The organism is Streptomyces lydicus (assembly GCF_001729485.1).
Lineage (GTDB): Bacteria > Actinomycetota > Actinomycetes > Streptomycetales > Streptomycetaceae > Streptomyces > Streptomyces lydicus_D.
Map to the genome: position 1 here is coordinate 529,323 of NZ_CP017157.1, position 17,440 is coordinate 546,762.

At 73.0% G+C, this 17,440-nt stretch carries 18 protein-coding genes; 11 read left to right on the forward strand and 7 right to left on the reverse strand.

Annotated features, from left to right (window positions below):
- The first annotated feature begins 27 nt into the window (after positions 1-27).
- Together tsaE and SL103_RS02440 are read left to right on the forward strand one after the other, a co-directional pair.
- Entirely contained in the window at positions 28-564 is a 537-nt protein-coding gene (gene tsaE / locus SL103_RS02435) for a tRNA (adenosine(37)-N6)-threonylcarbamoyltransferase complex ATPase subunit type 1 TsaE (protein WP_069567088.1), read from the forward strand.
- 179 nt (positions 565-743) lie between these two features.
- The gene (locus SL103_RS02440) at positions 744-944 is read left to right on the forward strand and encodes a hypothetical protein (protein WP_069567089.1); all 201 of its coding nucleotides are present in this window, start codon (positions 744-746) and stop codon (positions 942-944) included.
- Positions 945-970: 26 nt separating this feature from the next.
- Here the strand turns inward: SL103_RS02440 and SL103_RS02445 are convergent, their stop codons facing one another.
- Positions 971-1,540, reverse strand: coding sequence for a L,D-transpeptidase (locus tag SL103_RS02445; protein ID WP_069567090.1), 570 nt, complete (start codon positions 1,538-1,540; stop codon positions 971-973).
- Positions 1,541-1,635: 95 nt separating this feature from the next.
- Between SL103_RS02445 and tsaB the strand changes: the two genes are divergently transcribed.
- The 4 genes from tsaB (at position 1,636) to SL103_RS02465 (ending at position 4,443) form a co-directional block, all read left to right on the forward strand.
- Positions 1,636-2,295 carry a tRNA (adenosine(37)-N6)-threonylcarbamoyltransferase complex dimerization subunit type 1 TsaB gene (gene tsaB / locus SL103_RS02450; RefSeq protein WP_069567091.1) on the forward strand — a complete coding sequence of 220 codons (660 nt, stop codon included), beginning with the start codon at positions 1,636-1,638 and terminating at the stop codon, positions 2,293-2,295.
- Between the two features lie 83 nt (positions 2,296-2,378).
- Positions 2,379-2,852 carry a ribosomal protein S18-alanine N-acetyltransferase gene (gene rimI, locus SL103_RS02455; RefSeq protein ID WP_069573299.1) on the forward strand — a complete coding sequence of 158 codons (474 nt, stop codon included), beginning with the start codon at positions 2,379-2,381 and terminating at the stop codon, positions 2,850-2,852.
- 5 nt (positions 2,853-2,857) lie between these two features.
- Positions 2,858-3,970, forward strand: coding sequence for a tRNA (adenosine(37)-N6)-threonylcarbamoyltransferase complex transferase subunit TsaD (gene tsaD, locus SL103_RS02460; protein ID WP_069567092.1), 1,113 nt, complete (start codon positions 2,858-2,860; stop codon positions 3,968-3,970).
- Positions 3,971-4,077: 107 nt separating this feature from the next.
- The gene (locus SL103_RS02465; protein ID WP_069567093.1) at positions 4,078-4,443 is read left to right on the forward strand and encodes a hypothetical protein; all 366 of its coding nucleotides are present in this window, start codon (positions 4,078-4,080) and stop codon (positions 4,441-4,443) included.
- 8 nt (positions 4,444-4,451) lie between these two features.
- Here the strand turns inward: SL103_RS02465 and SL103_RS02470 are convergent, their stop codons facing one another.
- Entirely contained in the window at positions 4,452-5,630 is a 1,179-nt protein-coding gene (locus SL103_RS02470) for a class I SAM-dependent methyltransferase (protein WP_069567094.1), read from the reverse strand.
- Positions 5,631-5,999: 369 nt separating this feature from the next.
- Entirely contained in the window at positions 6,000-7,355 is a 1,356-nt protein-coding gene (locus tag SL103_RS02475; RefSeq protein ID WP_069573301.1) for an FtsW/RodA/SpoVE family cell cycle protein, read from the reverse strand.
- A gap of 464 nt (positions 7,356-7,819) precedes the next feature.
- Here SL103_RS02475 and groES point away from each other — a divergent pair, with 464 nt between their 5' ends.
- On the forward strand, positions 7,820-8,128 hold the full coding sequence (gene groES, locus SL103_RS02480; protein ID WP_069567095.1) for a co-chaperone GroES: 309 nt from the start codon (positions 7,820-7,822) through the stop codon (positions 8,126-8,128).
- A 132-nt stretch (positions 8,129-8,260) separates the two neighbouring features.
- Positions 8,261-9,886, forward strand: a complete 1,626-nt coding sequence (groL, locus tag SL103_RS02485; protein WP_069567096.1) for a chaperonin GroEL — start codon at positions 8,261-8,263, stop codon at positions 9,884-9,886.
- 129 nt (positions 9,887-10,015) lie between these two features.
- On the opposite strand, the gene SL103_RS02490 is transcribed toward groL, so the two are convergent.
- Positions 10,016-11,002: a hydroxyacid dehydrogenase gene (locus SL103_RS02490; RefSeq protein WP_069573303.1), complete on the reverse strand. Its 987-nt coding sequence runs from the start codon at positions 11,000-11,002 to the stop codon at positions 10,016-10,018.
- 281 nt (positions 11,003-11,283) lie between these two features.
- Here SL103_RS02490 and SL103_RS02495 point away from each other — a divergent pair, with 281 nt between their 5' ends.
- Positions 11,284-13,173, forward strand: coding sequence for a DUF2264 domain-containing protein (locus tag SL103_RS02495; RefSeq protein ID WP_069567097.1), 1,890 nt, complete (start codon positions 11,284-11,286; stop codon positions 13,171-13,173).
- Between the two features lie 11 nt (positions 13,174-13,184).
- Here the strand turns inward: SL103_RS02495 and SL103_RS02500 are convergent, their stop codons facing one another.
- Positions 13,185-13,958 carry an SDR family NAD(P)-dependent oxidoreductase gene (locus SL103_RS02500; RefSeq protein ID WP_069567098.1) on the reverse strand — a complete coding sequence of 258 codons (774 nt, stop codon included), beginning with the start codon at positions 13,956-13,958 and terminating at the stop codon, positions 13,185-13,187.
- A gap of 56 nt (positions 13,959-14,014) precedes the next feature.
- Positions 14,015-14,680 carry an MOSC domain-containing protein gene (locus SL103_RS02505; RefSeq protein WP_069567099.1) on the reverse strand — a complete coding sequence of 222 codons (666 nt, stop codon included), beginning with the start codon at positions 14,678-14,680 and terminating at the stop codon, positions 14,015-14,017.
- A gap of 167 nt (positions 14,681-14,847) precedes the next feature.
- Here SL103_RS02505 and SL103_RS02510 point away from each other — a divergent pair, with 167 nt between their 5' ends.
- On the forward strand, positions 14,848-15,774 hold the full coding sequence (locus tag SL103_RS02510) for a LysR family transcriptional regulator (RefSeq protein ID WP_069567100.1): 927 nt from the start codon (positions 14,848-14,850) through the stop codon (positions 15,772-15,774).
- A gap of 144 nt (positions 15,775-15,918) precedes the next feature.
- On the opposite strand, the gene SL103_RS02515 is transcribed toward SL103_RS02510, so the two are convergent.
- Positions 15,919-16,251 carry a WhiB family transcriptional regulator gene (locus tag SL103_RS02515; RefSeq protein WP_069567101.1) on the reverse strand — a complete coding sequence of 111 codons (333 nt, stop codon included), beginning with the start codon at positions 16,249-16,251 and terminating at the stop codon, positions 15,919-15,921.
- A gap of 382 nt (positions 16,252-16,633) precedes the next feature.
- Between SL103_RS02515 and SL103_RS02520 the strand changes: the two genes are divergently transcribed.
- Positions 16,634-17,245 carry a response regulator transcription factor gene (locus tag SL103_RS02520; RefSeq protein ID WP_003948568.1) on the forward strand — a complete coding sequence of 204 codons (612 nt, stop codon included), beginning with the start codon at positions 16,634-16,636 and terminating at the stop codon, positions 17,243-17,245.
- Positions 17,246-17,440 lie beyond the last annotated feature (195 nt).

Below are 17,440 nucleotides of genomic sequence, written 5' to 3' on the forward strand. Positions count from 1 at the left end.
GGGGCGCCGGCCCGTACCATTTGCGACATGAGCACCACCGGCGCCGTTGCGCATGTCACCGTCAAGTCCCCCGATCAGATGCAGGAGTTGGGCCGCAGGCTGGCCCCTCTGCTGCGCCCCGGCGACCTGGTGCTGCTCACCGGTGAGCTGGGCGCCGGCAAGACCACGCTGACCCGCGGCCTGGGCGCGGGGCTCGGCGTGCGCGGCGCCGTGACCTCGCCCACCTTCGTCATCGCCCGCGTCCACCCCTCCTTGGTCGGCGGCCCCGCGCTGGTGCACGTCGACGCCTACCGGCTCGGCGGCGGGCTGGACGAGATGGAGGACCTGGACCTCGACGTGTCGCTGCCGGCCTCGGTGGTGGTCGTGGAGTGGGGCGAGGGCAAGGTCGAGGAGCTCTCCGACGACCGGCTGCACGTGGTCATCGGCCGGGCCGTGGGCGGGGACGGCGCGGAGCGCCTCGCCGAGCACCCGGAGGAGGACGTGGACGACGTCCGCGAGGTGACGGTCACCGGTCACGGCGCGCGCTGGGCGGACGCCGGCCTGCCGGACCTGGAGATCTGCTGACGGGACCGGCGTCGAGGGGTTCCCGCACGTCACAGACCCGGTAGTTTCCGACAAGGCGTCGGCAAGATGTTGCGCAGCCGGTACTGGGCGTGGTCACATGGGTGGAGACCCCAGTTAGGTGTGCCTAAGTAGCGAGCCTAGCTTCTGTCGCTTTGCCCCAGGAGCCCCAGGAGGCGTCCATGTCGGCCCACCAGCACGATGCGCGCGAGACGCCGCCGACGATGAACGAGCTGCTCGCCGCCTGCGCCGCGGCCAGCGCGGTCTCCACACCTCCGGACGCCGACGAGGAGGCCCGTCAGGGCAAGCCCGCGGGGCGCCGGGACGAGCCGGAGGCGGAGGGCGGGGACGCCCCGTCCACCGGAGGCCGCGACGCGGCGTAGCCCGTAGGGGCGAATCGTCGGACCGCTCAGGAGACCACGACGACCTTGGTGCCCTGCAGCGCGAAGTCCCACAGCGCCTTGCCGTCGTCCCGCGACTCACGGATTCCGCCGGTCTTCTTCGCCGCGCCCGGGGCCGGCCGCGAGCCGTCGACCGCCGCGCTGAAACCGACCGTGACCGCGTTGACCGTGGTGAACCGCACCACGTGCTCGATCGCGATGCCGTCCGAGCCGGTCACGCTCACCGAGCGCGAGCCGACCGCGTAGCTGCCCGGCGCCGGGCTCACCGTGCTCGGCGCGACGGTGAACGTGCGCACCGTCTTCCCCTTGGCGTCGACCAGCCAGACCCGCTTGCCGCCGAGCGAGTAGACCACCCGCCGGCCGGTGCCGGAGGCGGTGGGGACCGGTGCCGGGGCCGGCGGCTTGGCCTTCTTGCCGGGCTGGTCGCGGTTGCCCTGCGGCGCACTGTGGTGGCCGTCACCGCGGGCCTGGGCCAGGGTGGCCGGGGCGGACGCCGCGGCCTGGTAGCCGAGCACCCCGACGGCGACCACGGCGGCCGTGGTCAGCGCGGTGACGATCGTGCTGCTCTTAGCGGGCACCGCTGTGCCACCTCTCCCTGTTCCTGCGTTCCCCTGCTCCGGGGCGACGGTAGCAGGGGACGGGGCACCATCGGCCGCGCCGTAGGCTTGAGGGCGTGCTGCTGCTAGCTCTTGACACCGCCACCCCCGCCGTCACGGTCGCGCTCCACGACGGGACGGGCATCCTCGCCGAATCCCGGCAGGTCGACGCGCGCCGCCACGGCGAGCTGCTGCTGCCCGCCGTCGACCGGGTGCTGGGCGAGGCCGGCCGGAAGCTCGACGAGGTCAGCGAGATCGTGGTCGGGGTGGGGCCGGGGCCGTACACCGGGCTGCGGGTGGGACTGGTGACCGCCGCCACGTTCGGCGCGGTCCTCGACGTCCCCGTCCACGGCCTGTGCACGCTTGACGGCCTCGCGTACGCCTCGGGACTGACCGAGCCGTTCGTCGTGGCCACCGACGCCCGCCGCAAAGAGGTCTACTGGGCGCGCTACGCGGACGCCCGCACCCGCCTGACCGAACCGGCCGTCGACCGCCCCGCCGACCTCGCCGACGAGGTGGCCGGCGTCCCCGCCGTGGGCGCGGGCGCGCTGCTCTACGACACGGTCTTCACCGGCGTACGACGCGAGGGGCCCGAGCACCAGTCCGCCGCGGCGCTCGCCGCGCTGGCGGCCGAGAAGCTGGCCGCGGGCGAGGAGCTGCTGCCGCCGCGGCCGCTGTACCTGCGCCGCCCGGACGCCCAGGTGCCCGCCAACTACAAGGTGGTCACCCCCAAGTGACCGCCGGCCCGTCGCACGACTCCCGCCCCGCCGCGGCGTCACCGGACGGCGGCTCCCCGCGGCCCGCCGCGGTGCTGCGCGAGATGCGCTGGTGGGACATCGCGCCGGTGCTGGAGCTGGAGCGCGACCTCTTCCCCGAGGACGCCTGGTCGGCCGGCATGTTCTGGTCCGAGCTGGCGCACGCCCGCGGGCCCGGCGCCACCCGCCGCTACCTCGTCGCCGAGCTGTCGGGCCGGCTGGTCGGCTACGCCGGGCTGGCCGCCGTCGACGGCACCGGCGACGTCCAGACCATCGCCACCGTCCGCGACCAGTGGGGCACCGGCCTCGGTGCCCGCCTGCTGACCGAACTCCTCGGCGCCGCGACGGACTTCGAGTGCCACGAGGTGCTGCTGGAGGTACGCGTCGACAACCTCCGCGCTCAGCGCCTCTACGAGCGTTTCGGCTTCGAGCCGATCGGCTTCCGCCGCGGCTACTACCAGCCCGGCAACGTCGACGCGCTCGTGATGCGCCGCCCCACCCAGACCTCCTCCGAAGCACCCTCCGTACAAGGAACTTGACGATCATGGCTGACTCACGCGGCGGACCGCTCGTCCTCGGCATCGAGACCTCCTGCGACGAGACCGGTGTCGGCATCGTCCGCGGCCACACCCTCCTCGCCGACGCGGTCGCCTCCAGCGTCGACGAACACGCGCGCTTCGGCGGCGTGGTGCCCGAGGTCGCCTCCCGGGCCCACCTGGAGGCGATGGTCCCGACCATCCAGCGGGCGCTGAAGGACGCCGGGGTCGCGGCGAGCGACCTGGACGGCATCGCCGTCACCGCGGGGCCCGGCCTGGCCGGCGCGCTGCTGGTCGGCGTCTCGGCGGCCAAGGCGTACGCCTACGCCCTCGGCAAGCCGCTCTACGGCGTCAACCACCTCGCCTCGCACATCTGCGTCGACCAGCTGGAGCACGGCCCGCTGCCCGAGCCGACGATGGCCCTGCTGGTCTCCGGCGGCCACTCCTCCCTCCTGCTGGCCCCCGACATCACCTCCGATGTGCGGCCGCTCGGCTCGACCATCGACGACGCGGCCGGCGAGGCGTTCGACAAGATCGCGCGGGTGCTGAACCTCGGCTTCCCGGGCGGCCCGGTCATCGACCGCTACGCGCGCGAGGGCAACCCCGACGCGATCCGCTTCCCGCGCGGGCTGACCGGCCCCCGCGACCCGGTCTACGACTTCTCCTTCTCCGGCCTGAAGACGGCCGTCGCGCGCTGGATCGAGGCCAAGCGGGCGGCCGGCGAGGAGGTGCCGGTGGCCGACGTCTCGGCGTCCTTCCAGGAGGCCGTGGTGGACGTGCTGACCCGCAAGGCCGTACGCGCCTGCAAGGACAACGGCGTGGACCACCTGATGATCGGCGGCGGGGTCGCGGCCAACTCCCGGCTGCGGGCGATGGCCGCGCGCCGCTGCGAGGACGCCGGCATCACGCTGCGGGTGCCGCGGCCCAAGCTGTGCACCGACAACGGCGCGATGGTCGCGGCCCTGGGCGCGGAGATGGTGGCCCGCGGCCGGGCGGCGTCCGCCTGGGACCTCTCGGCGGACTCGTCGCTTCCGGTCACCGAACCCCATGTGCCCGGCGAGGCCCCCGCCCACCACCACGACCACGTCCACGAGTTGAGCAAGCAGAACCTCTACTCGTGACCGTCTTCTGAGGATCGGTGACAACCGGCGCCTCCCCCGGCGCCCCGCCCGCCCCGAGGTCTTACCCTGGAGCGGCACCGGGCGCGCGCGTGGGGAGGCGGCAGGCTGTGGACTGGTTCTGGTGGGTCTTCATCTTCTTCATGGCGGGCGGCTTCGCGAAGGTCGCCGACACCGCCCGTACGGCCTTGCGCACCCGTCACGAGCGCAAGATGCAGCGCCTGGAGTCGGCCCGTCAGGTACGGGAGGAACTGGCCGCCGCCCAGAAGCCGCCGGAGCCGGTGTGCGGCTGCACCCATCACCTCGCCAAGCATGACAAAAAGGGCAAGTGTCACGAATTGGTGGAGGTCGCGGTCGCCTGGGACGCCGACCGCAAACCGGTCCAGTTCGAGGCCGGCCAGTGCACCTGCCAGCAGTACATCGGCCCGCAGCCGCTCTCCCAGATCTACGCCGAGGACCTCACCGATCTGGCCTGAGCCCCCGCTCACTGCGCCGGCTGCCCCAGCAGCATCGTGGGCGCGCCCGCGACCCGGGTCAGGAAGACCGTGACGGAGTTGCCGCCGCCGGCCAGCTTCAGCTTCTTGCGCAGCTCCTCCGGCTCGACCGCCGAACCGCGCTTCTTGATCACCGCGGTGCCCACCCCGCGCTCGCGCAGCAGTGCCTTGAGCCGCTTGACGTTGAACGGCAGCACATCGGTGATCTCGTAGGCGGTCGCAAACGGCGTCGGGCGCAGCGCGTCGGCCGTGACGTACGCGATGGTCGGGTCGATGAGCCGGCCGTCGAGTCCGGCGGCGGCCTCGGCGACGAGGTGGGCGCGGATGACGGCGCCGTCCGGCTCGTACAGATAGCGGCCCACCGGACCGGCCTCCGGGTCCGGCAGGCCCGCGCCCAACAGCGAGTCACCGGCCGGCAGCAGGGTGGCGCGGCGGGCGCCGGGCGCCGTGCCGAACCACAGCACCGCCTCCTTCACCTCGCCCCGGTCGGAGATCCACTCCGCCTCGGTGTCCTCGGGCAGCATCTCGTGCGGCACGCCCGGCGCGATCTTCAGCGCCGCGAACGGTGCCGTACGCGCGGCCTCGACGGCCCAGGACAGCGGCGGCGAGTACGCCTCGGGGTCGAAGATCCGGCCACCCCGGACCTTGCTGCGGCGCGCCGGGTCGACGAACACCGCGTCATGGCCGGCGGTGTCCACCTCCGTCACGTCCGCCGCGCGCACCTCGATCAGCTCCGCCAGCCCCAGCGCCGCGGCGTTCGCCCGCGCCGCCGCGCAGGCCAGCGGGTCCCGGTCGACGGCCAGTACGCGGATCCCGGCCCGCGCCAGCGCGAGCGCGTCCCCGCCGATGCCGCAGCACAGGTCCGCCACCGACCGCACGCCCAGCGCGGCGAGCCGGGCGGCGCGGTGGGCGGCGACGGTCGCCCGGGTGGACTGTTCGACGCCGTTGGCCGTGAAGTACATCCGCTGGGCGTCCGCCCCGAACTTCGCCGCCGCCCGCTGCCGGAGCCGCGCCTGCCCGAGCGCCGCGGAGACCAGCGGCGCGGGGTGGTCCCGCCGCAACCGGGTGGCTGCCGCCAGCTCGTCGGCGGGGTCGTGGTCCCGCAACTCGTCCAGCAACGTCTGCCCCTCGGGCGCGAGAAGGGCAGCAAACACGTCCAGATCACTCACGGTGTCATTGTCCCTCCCACGTTTTCGGCTTCCCCGCCGTGGTGGTTGCCGCCGCACGTTGTCGGCTTTCCCGCCGTGGGTGTTGCTCGCCGTGGCGCCTGCGGCGGGCGTGGGTGGTCGGGTGCGGTGCCGCTCCTCCGGACTTCGTCCTGCGGCGCGTCCCCTCCCGTAGGGGGTGGGAAAACCTGAGTGGGGGCGGGCGTGATCATGCACGCCCGCCCCCACCGGCCTTCAACATTCCCTCCCACGGGAGGGGACGGACCGCAGGACGAAGTCCGGAGGGCCGGCACCGCACCCGACAACAACCCGGCCCGCCGCAGGCGCAACGGCGAACAACCACCGCGGCGGGACGGAAAACAACGTGGGAAGTCACCGCACCGGCTCACGCCGCCGCTGGGCGTGATCGCTGATGCGCAGCAGCAGGGCGACCATCACCCAGTTCGCCACCAGGGACGAGCCGCCCTTGGCGAGGAAGGGGAGGGCCTTGCCGGTGAGGGGGATGAGGCCGGTGACGCCGCCGGCGACGACGAAGACCTGGAGCAGCAGCGCCCCGGCGAGGCCGACCGCGAGCAGTTTGCTGAAGGGGTCGCGGGCGGTCAGCCCGACCCGTAGCCCGCGCTGGGCCAGCAGTACGTACAGCATCACGATCGCCATCACGCCGGTGAGGCCCAGTTCCTCGCCGACGGTGGTGAGGATGAAGTCGCTGTTGCCGGCGAAGCCGATCAGCTCGGGGTGGCCCTGGCCCAGGCCGGTGCCGCTGATGCCGCCGCTGCCGAAGCTGAACAGCGCCTGCCCCAGCTGGTCGGACATGCCGTCCGCCACGCCCTGCTTGGTGAAGGCCCGCATGGGGTCCAGCCAGGCGGTGACCCGGCCGTGGACGTGGGGTTCGAGGGAGCCGACGACGGCCGCGCCGACGACGGCCATCAACAGGCCGCACACCACCCAGCTGGTGCGGTCGGTGGCCATGTAGAGCATGATCACGAAGACGCCGAAGAAGATCAGCGAGGTGCCCAGGTCGCGTTCGAAGATCAGGACCAGGAGGCTGATCGCCCAGATGGTGAAGATCGGCCCGAGCTGCCTGCCCGGGGGCAGTTGGACGCCCATGACCCGGCGGCCGGCCAGCGCCAGCGCGTCGCGGCTGACGGTGAGGTAGCCCGCGAAGAACACCGAGATCATGATCTTCACGAACTCGCCGGGCTGGAGCGACAGCGGCCCGAGCAGGATCCAGCGCTTGGCGCCGTACATGTCCGCGCCGAAGAACGCCGGGGCCATCAGTAACACCAGCGCGACGGCCATCGTCAGATAGATGTAGCGCTGGAGGACGCGGTGGTCGCGCACCACCAGCAGGATGACGATGCAGACGGCCACCCCGATCACCGTCCACACCAGCTGGCCGCTGGCCGCCTCGGCGATCTTCAGCCGGGGGGTCTGCGCGTAGGTGAGGTCCAGCCGGTGCAGCAGCACCAGGCCGATCCCGGTGAGCAGCGTCGCCAGCGGCAGGATCAGCGGATCGGCGCGCGGTGCGTAGCGGCGTAGGACCAGGTGCGGCACCAGGGCGACGAAGAGCATGCTCACCGAGAAGCCGGCCAGTCCGCCCGGGAGCCGACCGGTCATCGACAGGCCGGTGTAGGCGTAGCCGAAGACGGCGATCGCGACGACGAGGGCGAGCAGCCATGCCTCGGTCCGGCGGCGGTCCGGCGCCCGTTCGAGCGCGGCGAACGTCATGGTGCGCTCGGCGTCGCTCTCCGGCTGCCCGGCCGCCCGGGAAGAGCTGGTCAGTCCACGCACGGCATTCCTCCGCCATCGATGGTCAGGGCCGCGGGCGTTCCGGGCTGGTCCATAAGACATGCCCAGACGCGCATCCCCGACCGGGCAGTCGGGGAGGTAGACGAGGCAGCCGGTGGCGTGGTTGCGAGGGAACGGGAAGGTGTGTCCGATTTGGCAGGGAAACCGGCCCGGCGGCCGTCCGTTGCCCGCCGGGCGTCGCGCCGTCCCGGCAGATCGGATTCCGGCACGCTGGCACTCCGCTTGACCGAGTGCTAACCGCGTCATAGTCTCGGCGTTGGCACTCTCCAGTGGGGAGTGCCAGACACAGCGACGGGCAGGTCCGGCACCCGCGACGACGGATCCACCTGGTCGCCACCTCAGACAGTTAACCCCGTGAGATCTCCGAAGGGGGAGGTCGGATCGTGACGACCACCAGCTCCAAGGTTGCCATCAAGCCGCTTGAGGACCGCATCGTGGTCCAGCCGCTCGACGCCGAGCAGACCACGGCCTCGGGCCTGGTCATTCCGGACACCGCCAAGGAGAAGCCCCAGGAGGGCGTCGTCCTGGCCGTGGGCCCGGGCCGTGTCGAGGACGGCAAGCGCATCGAGCTCGACGTCAAGGTCGGCGATGTCGTGCTCTACAGCAAGTACGGCGGCACCGAGGTGAAGTACAACAACGAGGAGTACCTCGTTCTGTCGGCGCGTGACGTGCTCGCGATCGTCGAGAAGTAAGTCACCCGATTTGCCGTGATCTGCGCCCCTGGTTCCCGCGTCTAAACAACCCGGGGCAGGGGCGCAGTTCCGTTTGAGACAGCGGTCCCCACTGCGTGCCGAGGATCGCAATGAGAGGACTTGAAGCTACCCATGGCGAAGATCCTGAAGTTCGACGAGGACGCCCGTCGCGCCCTTGAGCGCGGCGTCAACAAGCTTGCCGACACGGTGAAGGTGACGATCGGCCCCAAGGGCCGCAACGTCGTCATCGACAAGAAGTTCGGCGCCCCCACCATCACCAACGACGGTGTCACCATCGCTCGTGAGGTCGAGGTCGACGACCCGTACGAGAACCTGGGTGCCCAGCTCGTCAAGGAGGTGGCGACCAAGACCAACGACATCGCGGGTGACGGCACCACCACCGCCACCGTGCTGGCCCAGGCGCTGGTCCGCGAGGGTCTGCGCAACGTCGCCGCGGGTGCTTCCCCGGCCGCGCTGAAGAAGGGCATCGACGCGGCGGTCAAGGCCATCTCCGAGGACCTTCTCGCCAGCGCCCGCCCGATCGACGACAAGGCCGACATCGCCGCCGTCGCCGGTCTGTCCGCGCAGGACAAGCAGGTCGGCGAGCTCATCGCCGAGGCGATGGACAAGGTGGGCAAGGACGGTGTGATCACCGTCGAGGAGTCCAACACCTTCGGTCTGGAGCTGGACTTCACCGAGGGCATGGCCTTCGACAAGGGCTACCTGTCGCCGTACATGGTCACCGACCAGGAGCGTATGGAGGCCGTCCTCGAGGACCCGTACATCCTGATCCACCAGGGCAAGATCTCGTCCATCCAGGACCTGCTGCCGCTGCTGGAGAAGATCATCCAGGCCGGTGCCTCCAAGCCGCTGCTGATCATCGCCGAGGACGTCGAGGGCGAGGCCCTGTCGACCCTGGTCGTGAACAAGATCCGTGGCACCTTCAACGCGGTGGCCGTCAAGGCCCCCGGCTTCGGTGACCGCCGCAAGGCGATGCTCGGCGACATGGCCACCCTCACCGGTGCCACCGTCATCGCCGAGGAGGTCGGCCTCAAGCTCGACCAGGCCGGTCTGGACGTGCTCGGTACCGCCCGCCGCGTGACCGTCACCAAGGACGACACCACCATCGTCGACGGTGGCGGCAAGAGTGAGGACGTCACCGCGCGCGTCGCCCAGATCAAGGCCGAGATCGAGACCACCGACTCGGACTGGGACCGCGAGAAGCTCCAGGAGCGCCTCGCCAAGCTCGCCGGTGGCGTCTGCGTCATCCGCGTCGGTGCGGCCACCGAGGTCGAGCTCAAGGAGAAGAAGCACCGTCTGGAGGACGCCATCTCCGCGACCCGCGCCGCGGTCGAGGAGGGCATCGTCTCCGGTGGTGGCTCCGCGCTGGTCCACGCCGCCAAGGTGCTGGAGGGCTCCCTCGGCAAGGAGGGCGACGAGGCCACCGGTGTCGCCGTCGTCCGCCGCGCCGTCGTCGAGCCGCTGCGCTGGATCGCGGAGAACGCGGGCCTCGAGGGCTACGTGATCACCGCCAAGGTCGCGGAGCAGGACAAGGGCAACGGCTTCAACGCCGCCACCGGCGAGTACGTCGACCTGGTCAAGGCCGGCGTCATCGACCCGGTCAAGGTCACCCGCTCCGCCCTGGAGAACGCCGCCTCCATCGCCTCGCTGCTGCTCACGACCGAGACCCTGGTCGTCGAGAAGCCGGCCGAGGACGAGCCCGCCGAGGCCGGTCACGGCCACGGCCACGCGCACTGACGCGAGGCGACGCCGTGACGGCGGGCGGATGACGCCCGTCGTACCGGAGACCCGGTTCCCGCCGATGGCGGGGGCCGGGTCTCCGGCGTTCCGGGGCCGGTCCGGGCCGGCCGCCCCGTGCCCCGGCCGTCACGCCGAGCGGCCCAGGTCCTCCGGGTGCACGGGGTCGGTGAACGGCAGGCCGCGGGTGTACCGGTCGAGTTCGTCGAGGGCGTGGTCGGTGAGCCGGTGGAGTTCGGTGCCCAGCGAACCGGCGACGTGCGGGGTGAGCAGCACGTTGGGCAGCTCGTACAACGGCGAGTCCGCGGGCGGGAGTTCGGGTTCGGTGACGTCCAGGACGGCGTGCAGACGGCCGGAGACCAGCTCGGGCAGCAGGGCCGCCCCGTCGACCAGGGAGCCGCGGGCGGTGTTGATCAGGGTCGCGCCGTCGGGCATCAACGCCAGTTCGCGGGCGCCCAGCAGATGGCGGGTGGCGGGCAGTTGCGGAGCGTGCACGGTGACCACGTCACTGCCGGCGCAGAGCGCGCCGAGCGACACCGGGCGCACCCCCAGGCGGGCGGCCTCGGCGGCCGTCACGTACGGATCGTGCAGCAGCACGGCCGGCCCGAACGGGCGGAGCAGCTCGATGACCCGGCGGCCGATGCGGGAGGCGCCGATGACGCCCACGGTGCGGCGGTAGTTGCCGGCCGCGGCGAGCTCGTCCTGCCAGTCGTGCGGGGCGCGCAGCTCGCGGTAGCGGCGGGCGGAGTGCAGCACGCGCTTGTTGGCCAGCAGGATCATGGCGAGGGTGTATTCGGCGACCGGCAGCGCGTTGACGGCGGCCGCCGAGCTGACCGCGATCCCGCGCTCCCAGCAGGCGTCGGTGACGTGGTGTTTGACCGAGCCGGCGGCGTGGACGACGGCCCGCAGCCGGGGCGCCGCGTCCAGCACCCGCGCGGTGAGCGGCGGCGCGCCCCAGCAGGTGAGCAGCACCTCCGCCTCGGCGAGGGCGGCGGAGACGGCGGGCGGCGGATCGGCCAGCTCATGGGCGACGAGACGGGAGTCGGTACGGGCCAGGGCCGCGAGGCGGGTGTGGTGGCGCGGGTCGAGCAGCCGGCCGGCGATCCCGGGTCCCATCGACAGCAGCAGGGCGGGCCGCCGCCTCGCCGCGTCCGGCGCGCTGTCCCCGGCGTCGCGGGTCCCGCCCGCGGTCGCTGCCGCGGCGGGCGGGGTGCCGCCGGATGCGGCGACGGCCCCGAGGACCTCGTCCTGCGCACCGTCCCCTCCCGTGGGCGGGTGGTGCGGGCCGGCGGGCGGCGATGTGGTCATGCGGCGTCTTCCTTCGTCTCAGACTTCTCTTGACGTCCCGTCAGACCTGCCGGGAGAATCGCCGTCCTCCTGCGACCCCGGGAGGCGCCGTGCCCGCACCCCACCCCTTCCCCCTCCCGTCCGAGGACCGCGGCCTCAGCCCGTACACCGGCTGGACCCGCGCCCACTGGGAGGCCACCGCCGACGGCCTGCTGTGCGCCACCCGCCCCTACTTCTCCCCGCGCCACGGCCTGCTCACCCTCCCCGGCCCCCGCCCCAGCTCCTCCGGCCGCCGCTCCGACGGCCTCGAAGGCTTCGCCCGTACGTTCCTGCTGGCCGCCCTCCGCGTGGCCGGCGGCGGGGGAGACGACCCGCACGGCCATCTCGCCCGGTACGCCGAGGGCCTGGCCGCGGGCACCCGGCGGCCGACGGCCGACCGGGAACTGACGCCCGCCGACCCCGACTCCTGGCCGCGCATCGACGCGGTCCGCCAGGCCCGCGTGGAGGCCGCCTCGCTCGCCCTCGGCCTGCGGCTGACCCGCCGCGGACTCTGGGACACCCTCGACGGGGCGGTCCGCGGCCGGATCGCCGACTGGCTGCTGCCGGCCCTCGGCCCGTCACCCGTCGACAACAACTGGTGGCTCTTCGGCCTCACCGTCGGCGGCTTCCTGCGCGACGCGGGCATCGAGACCGCCCGCGCCCAGGCGGCCGTCGACCGGGCGCTGACGCGCATCGAGGAGTGGTACCGCGGCGCCGGCTGGTACTCCGACGGCGACAACCGGGCCTTTGACCACTACAACGCCTGGGCGCTGCACTTCTACCCCGTCCTGCACGCGCACCTGAGCGCCGACCACGCCCTGGCGGCCACCTACGGGCACCGTCTCTACGCCCAACTGGAGGACTGCACCCGGCTCTTCGGCTCCGACGGCGCGCCGCTCCCGTTCGGCCGGTCGCTCACCTACCGCTTCGCCGCCACCGCCGCCCCCTGGCTCGGTGCGCTCACCGGCCACACCCCGCTCGCCCCGGGCGCCACCCGCCGCCTCGCCTCCGGGGCGCTGCGCCACTTCCTCGACCGCGGCGCCGTCAGCGGGGACGGGCTGCTGCCGCTCGGCTGGTACGGGCCCCACCCGCCGATGCTGCAGAGCTACTCGGGCCCGGGCTCCCCCTACTGGGCGGCCAAGGGCTTCCTCGGCCTGCTGCTGCCCGCCGGGCACCCCGCCTGGACCGACCCCGAGGAACCCCTGCCCGCCGAACGCGCCGACACCGTACGGCCCCTCGGGCCCACCGGCCTGCTGTTGCAGTCCACCGCGTCCGACGGCCTGGTCCGCGTGCACAACCACGGCAGCAACTCCCCGCTCGCCGCGTCCGACCCGTCCTACGACCGCTTCGCGTACTCCACCCGCACCGGCCCCACGACGGCCACCGCCGGAGCGGCGCTCCCGGACAACCACTTCGCGCTGCTGCTCGACGGCCGGCCCACCACCCGCGGCCCGGCCACCCCGCACAGCACCGGCCCCGACCGGGCCTCCTCCACGCACACCCCGCGCAGCCCGGGCGGCACCGAACTCCCCGGCGTCCGCGTGCTGTCCGCGACCCTCGTGCACGGCCGGGCCGAACTACGCGCCCACCTGGTCACCGGCGCCGCCCCGGGCACCCCCGTACGTCAGACCGGCTGGGCCGCCACCGCCGACGGTCCCGCGGCCCAGCTCCATCCGGTGCACGGCTACGACGGTCCGCCCCGCCCGGCCCCTACGGGAAGCACCCTGGCCGGCCCCCGTACCGAGACCGCCGTCCTGGAGGGCGCCACCACTCCGGACCCCCGGGGCACCCTCTTCCTGGCGCTGGCCTCCCTCACGGGAGACCCGGACCCGGCCCCCGTACGGACCCTGGCGACCGTGCGCACCACGACCCACCGCACCGGCCACACCGTGCACGTCACCTGGCACGACGACGGCACCACCAGCGACCTGACCCTGTCCGCCGGTGGTGCCGGACCGTGAGCGACGCCGCGTCAGCGGGGCCCGTACTTCCGCCCCGTACGGGACGTGAGACCCCCCAGGACGCCGCGGGGCGCCAGCTTCACCGCGCCCATGAGTGCCTTGTACCGCGGGTCGGGGATGGACAGCGACTTCCCCCGCACCAGGTCCTTCATCGCCGCGTCCACCAACTTGTCGGCGTCCAGCCACATCCACCCGGGGATGTTGTCCGTCCCCATGCCGGCCCGCTCGTGGAACTCGGTCCGCACGAACCCCGGGCACAGCGCCATCAGCCGCACCCCGCTGCCGGCCAGGTCGCGCGCCGCGCCCTGAGTGAACTGCACGACCCACGCCTTGCTCGCGCCGTACGTGCCGCGCGGTACGAACGCCGCCACCGACGCCACGTTGACCACCGCCCCGCGCCGCCGGTCCCGCATGCCGCGCACCGCGGCCGTGGTCAGCCTCAGCACCGCCTCGCAGTGCACCTTCAGCATCGTCAGCTCGTCGGCCATCGACACTTCGAGGTACTCGCCCTTGTTGCCGAAGCCGGCGTTGTTCACCAGCAGGTCGACCGGGTGTTTGGCATCCGCCAGCCGGGCCTCGACGGCGCCGATGCCCTCCTCGGTGGCCAGGTCGGCGACGAGCACCTCCGCCTCGATGCCGTGTCGGTCGTGCAGTTCGGTGGCCTGCTCGCGCAGCCGCTTCTCGTTGCGCGCCACCAGCACCACGCTGTGGCCGTCGCTCGCGAGCCGCCGGGCGAACGCCGCCCCGATGCCCGCCGTCGCTCCCGTGATCAATGCAGTCGTCATACGGGGCACGCTATCCGCCCCGCCACCGGCCCCCGGCGCCCCGCCCGGCCTCCCGCTCAACTCCCGTGCCGCTCCAGGTACTTCACGACCTTGCGCCGTGCCTCCTCGGGCAGTGCCCGGTCCGCGTCCAGCAGCCGGGGCAGCAGCTCCCGCCGGGTCGTCAGCGCCTGGAACATCAGCCCGATGGTCACCTCGTGGTCCGGCCGGTGCACCCGCTCGACGCCGTCCCCGGCGCGGATCTCGCCCGGCTCGATCACCCGCAGGTACGCGCCGGGCACCCCCGCCCGGGTGAACCGCCGCAGCCAGCCCTGCTCGCCCAGCCAGCCCTGGAACGTACGGCAGGGGATGCGCGGGCAGCTGACCTCCAGCAGCAGCCGCGGGCCCACCCGCCAGCGCTCGCCGATCCGGGCGCCGGTGACCTCGATGCCCGAGGTGGTGAGGTTCTCCCCGAAGACGCCGTTGGCCAGTACGCGGCCCAGCTCCCGCTCCCAGGCGTCCAGGTCCTCGCGGGCGTAGGCGTACACCGCCTGGTCGTCGCCGCCGTGGTGGCGCAGATCGACCACCGCGTCGCCGGCCAGCCCGCTGCCGCCGCTGCCCTTCGGGCCCGGCGCGGTGACCGCCACCGGGCCGGCCACGGGCCGCTTGTCGATGCCCGTGCCGCCCGGGGCGTCGGAGTGGTCGGTGGGCGCGGGCCGCCCGACGTTCACGGTCAGCAGTTTCATGCGACGCTCCGTTGCTCGATCGGGCGCGGTCTCCGGAGCGCCCGGTCAGTATCTTCGTGTGCCCCGCTCCCTCCGCGGCACACCGGCCCGGCCACGCCGGCCCTTCCCACCCAAAAGAGGCGACCGCTTTTTTCCTCGCCACCCCAAGTTCCGCTTATGCTCGATACGTGATCGAGGCCCGTCATCTCCGCGTGCTGCGCGCCGTCGCCCGGACCGGTTCGTTCTCCGCCGCGGCGCGCGAACTGGGCTGCACCCAGCCGGCCGTCAGCCAGCAGATGAAGGCCCTGGAGCAGTCCGCCGGCACCCCGCTGCTGGTCCGCACCGGCCGCGAGATGCGGCTGACGCAGGCGGGCGAGGCCCTCGTACGGCACGCCGTCGGCATCCTGGCCGGGCTGACCGCCGCCGAGGAGGAGGTCGCCGCCATCGCGGGCCTGCGGGCCGGCCGGGTGCGGCTGGTGTCGTTCCCCTCCGGCAGCTCCACGCTGGTGCCGACCGCCCTGGCGAGGATGCGCGCCGCTCATCCCGGCACCCGGGTCTCGCTGGTCGAGGCCGAGCCGCCGCGGTCGATCGAGATGCTGCGCAACGGCGACTGCGAGATCGCGCTGGCCTTCCGCTACCCGCAGGTGCGCGGCGCGGACCCGGCGGCCGCCGCGGAGTGGGAGGACCTGGTGGTACGGCCGGTCCTGGCGGACCGGCTGATCGGGCTGGTGCCGGACGGCCACCGGCTGGCGAAGGCCGGCGCCGCGCGGTTCGCGGACCTCGCCGACGAGCCGTGGATCGCGGGCTGCCCGCGCTGCCGCCGCCACCTGGTGGAGGTCTGCGAGAGCACCGGCTTCAGCCCCCGCATCGACTTCGCGACGGACGACTACCCGGCCGTGATCGGCCTGGTCGGCGCGGGCCTCGGGGTCGCCGCGCTGCCCGAGCTGACGCTGGAGTCGGTGCGCGCCAAGGGGGTCACCGCGATCCGGCTGGAGCCCGCGGTGCAGCGGGAGATCGTCGCGCTCACCCTGCCGGACCTGGCCCACGTCCCGGCCGTCGAGGCCACGCTCGACCAGCTGGCGGACGCGGCGGGCCGGCGCGCCCCCACGCGCTGACGGCCGAGGCCGTCCGGCGGTCGCCCGCCCACCGGCACACGCAAAACCGACGGGCAGCTGTCCGTCGGGCGGGGAAGGCAGGGGAGAGCCGCGCTCCCGGCGTCGCACCGATACGCAGGAACGTTTCTGCAAAAGGTGTACTTGTCAGGCGCCCGCAGCGCCCGGATGACCGGTCATGGAGGTCGCGGGGATCAGCCGGTGGCGGGCCCGGCCCATGAGCTCCTCGCGCTCGTCCTCCGTCAGGCCGCCCCAGACCCCGTAGGGCTCGCGAACGGCCAGTGCATGCGCCGCGCACTCGGCCCGCACGGGGCAGCGCATGCATACCTCCTTCGCCGATGTCTCACGCGCGCTGCGGGCCGCTCCTCGCTCGCCCTCGGGATGGAAGAAGAGGGAGCTGTCGACGCCGCGACAGGCGGCCAGCAGCTGCCAGTCCCAGAGGTCTGCGTTCGGGCCCGGGAGGCGGGAGAAATCTGCCATTGCTTGTCCCCTCGAAGCGATGCTGATTCGGGCTCGGTGCCAACGACCGTACATCTACTGTCTAAGTAGATGTAAATATGACTCATTGCGAATCTAGTCATAGTCAACGCGAAAATGGAAGAAAGAGAGCCAAATAGGGCATAGGGTGCACGCGCGGATGCCGGTCGCCCGACGAGTCGTCTGCGTATCCGGCTCCTCACGGAGCGTGCTGAATACGGTCAGCGAAGCCGTAACTCTTTCGAGTGACCGTCGTTGAGTGTGCGGAGGCGATTGGCGGAGGTAGCCCTCGGGCAGGTGTCCGAGGCGGCCGTCAATCGCACAGGTGACGATATGTACCAGCCTGGAGGCTCAAGGTGACGCGCATCAGCTGCGGAGGGCGGTCATGACTTCCGTCCTCGTCTGCGACGACTCCCCGCTTGCCCGAGAGGCGCTCCGTCGGGCGGTTGCGACCGTGCCCGGCGTCGAGCGTGTGACGACCGCGGCCAACGGCGAGGAAGTCCTCCGCCGCTGGGGCGCAGATCGTTCGGACCTGATTCTGATGGACGTACGGATGCCCGGTCTCGGCGGTGTCGAGACCGTGCGCCGGCTGCTGTCCGCGGACCCGGGCGCCCGGATCATCATGCTCACGGTGGCCGAGGACCTCGACGGCGTCGCGCTCGCGGTCGCCGCCGGCGCCCGCGGCTATCTGCACAAGGACGCCTCGCGTGCCGAGCTGCGGGCGACGGTGACCCAGGCGCTCGCGGACCCGACGTGGCGGCTCGCCCCGCGCCGGCTGCGGTCCGCCGAGATGGGCGCCGCCCCGACGCTCACGGCGCGCGAGATCCAGGTGCTGGAGGGCATGAGTCACGGCCGCTCCAACGCCGAGATCGGCCGTGAGCTGTTCCTGTCGGAGGACACCGTCAAGACCCACGCCCGGCGCCTCTTCAAGAAACTCGGCGCCTCGGACCGGGCGCATGCGGTGGCGCTCGGCTTCCGCTGGGGACTGGTCCGCTAGGCGTTGTGACGTGCATCGATGCGGGGGAGTGAAGATCCCCGCCCGCCCTGCGGCGGGCGGGGCGCCATGGCGCCCCGCAACCGCCCGCGTACGGCGGCGGTCCGATTCGCCGCGCGGTGCCGCATCCTTGGAGGTATGGAGTTCCTCGGGGACGGGTCGGTCGGGCACGAGGGGAGGGCGCAGGAGATGACAGCC

Excerpts from the sequence above, each read along its gene's own strand:
- SL103_RS02440 (WP_069567089.1), top strand. The coding sequence starts at position 744 with ATGTCGGCCCACCAGCACGATGCGCGCGAGACGCCGCCGACGATGAAC.
- tsaE (WP_069567088.1), top strand. The coding sequence starts at position 28 with ATGAGCACCACCGGCGCCGTTGCGCATGTCACCGTCAAGTCCCCCGAT.
- SL103_RS02500 (WP_069567098.1), bottom strand. The coding sequence starts at position 13,958 with ATGACGACTGCATTGATCACGGGAGCGACGGCGGGCATCGGGGCGGCG.
- tsaD (WP_069567092.1), top strand. The coding sequence starts at position 2,858 with ATGGCTGACTCACGCGGCGGACCGCTCGTCCTCGGCATCGAGACCTCC.
- groL (WP_069567096.1), top strand. The coding sequence starts at position 8,261 with ATGGCGAAGATCCTGAAGTTCGACGAGGACGCCCGTCGCGCCCTTGAG.
- SL103_RS02490 (WP_069573303.1), bottom strand. The coding sequence starts at position 11,002 with ATGGGACCCGGGATCGCCGGCCGGCTGCTCGACCCGCGCCACCACACC.
- SL103_RS02505 (WP_069567099.1), bottom strand. The coding sequence starts at position 14,680 with ATGAAACTGCTGACCGTGAACGTCGGGCGGCCCGCGCCCACCGACCAC.
- rimI (WP_069573299.1), top strand. The coding sequence starts at position 2,379 with ATGCGCTGGTGGGACATCGCGCCGGTGCTGGAGCTGGAGCGCGACCTC.
- SL103_RS02515 (WP_069567101.1), bottom strand. The coding sequence starts at position 16,251 with ATGGCAGATTTCTCCCGCCTCCCGGGCCCGAACGCAGACCTCTGGGAC.
- SL103_RS02475 (WP_069573301.1), bottom strand. The coding sequence starts at position 7,355 with ATGACGTTCGCCGCGCTCGAACGGGCGCCGGACCGCCGCCGGACCGAG.
- SL103_RS02520 (WP_003948568.1), top strand. The coding sequence starts at position 16,634 with ATGACTTCCGTCCTCGTCTGCGACGACTCCCCGCTTGCCCGAGAGGCG.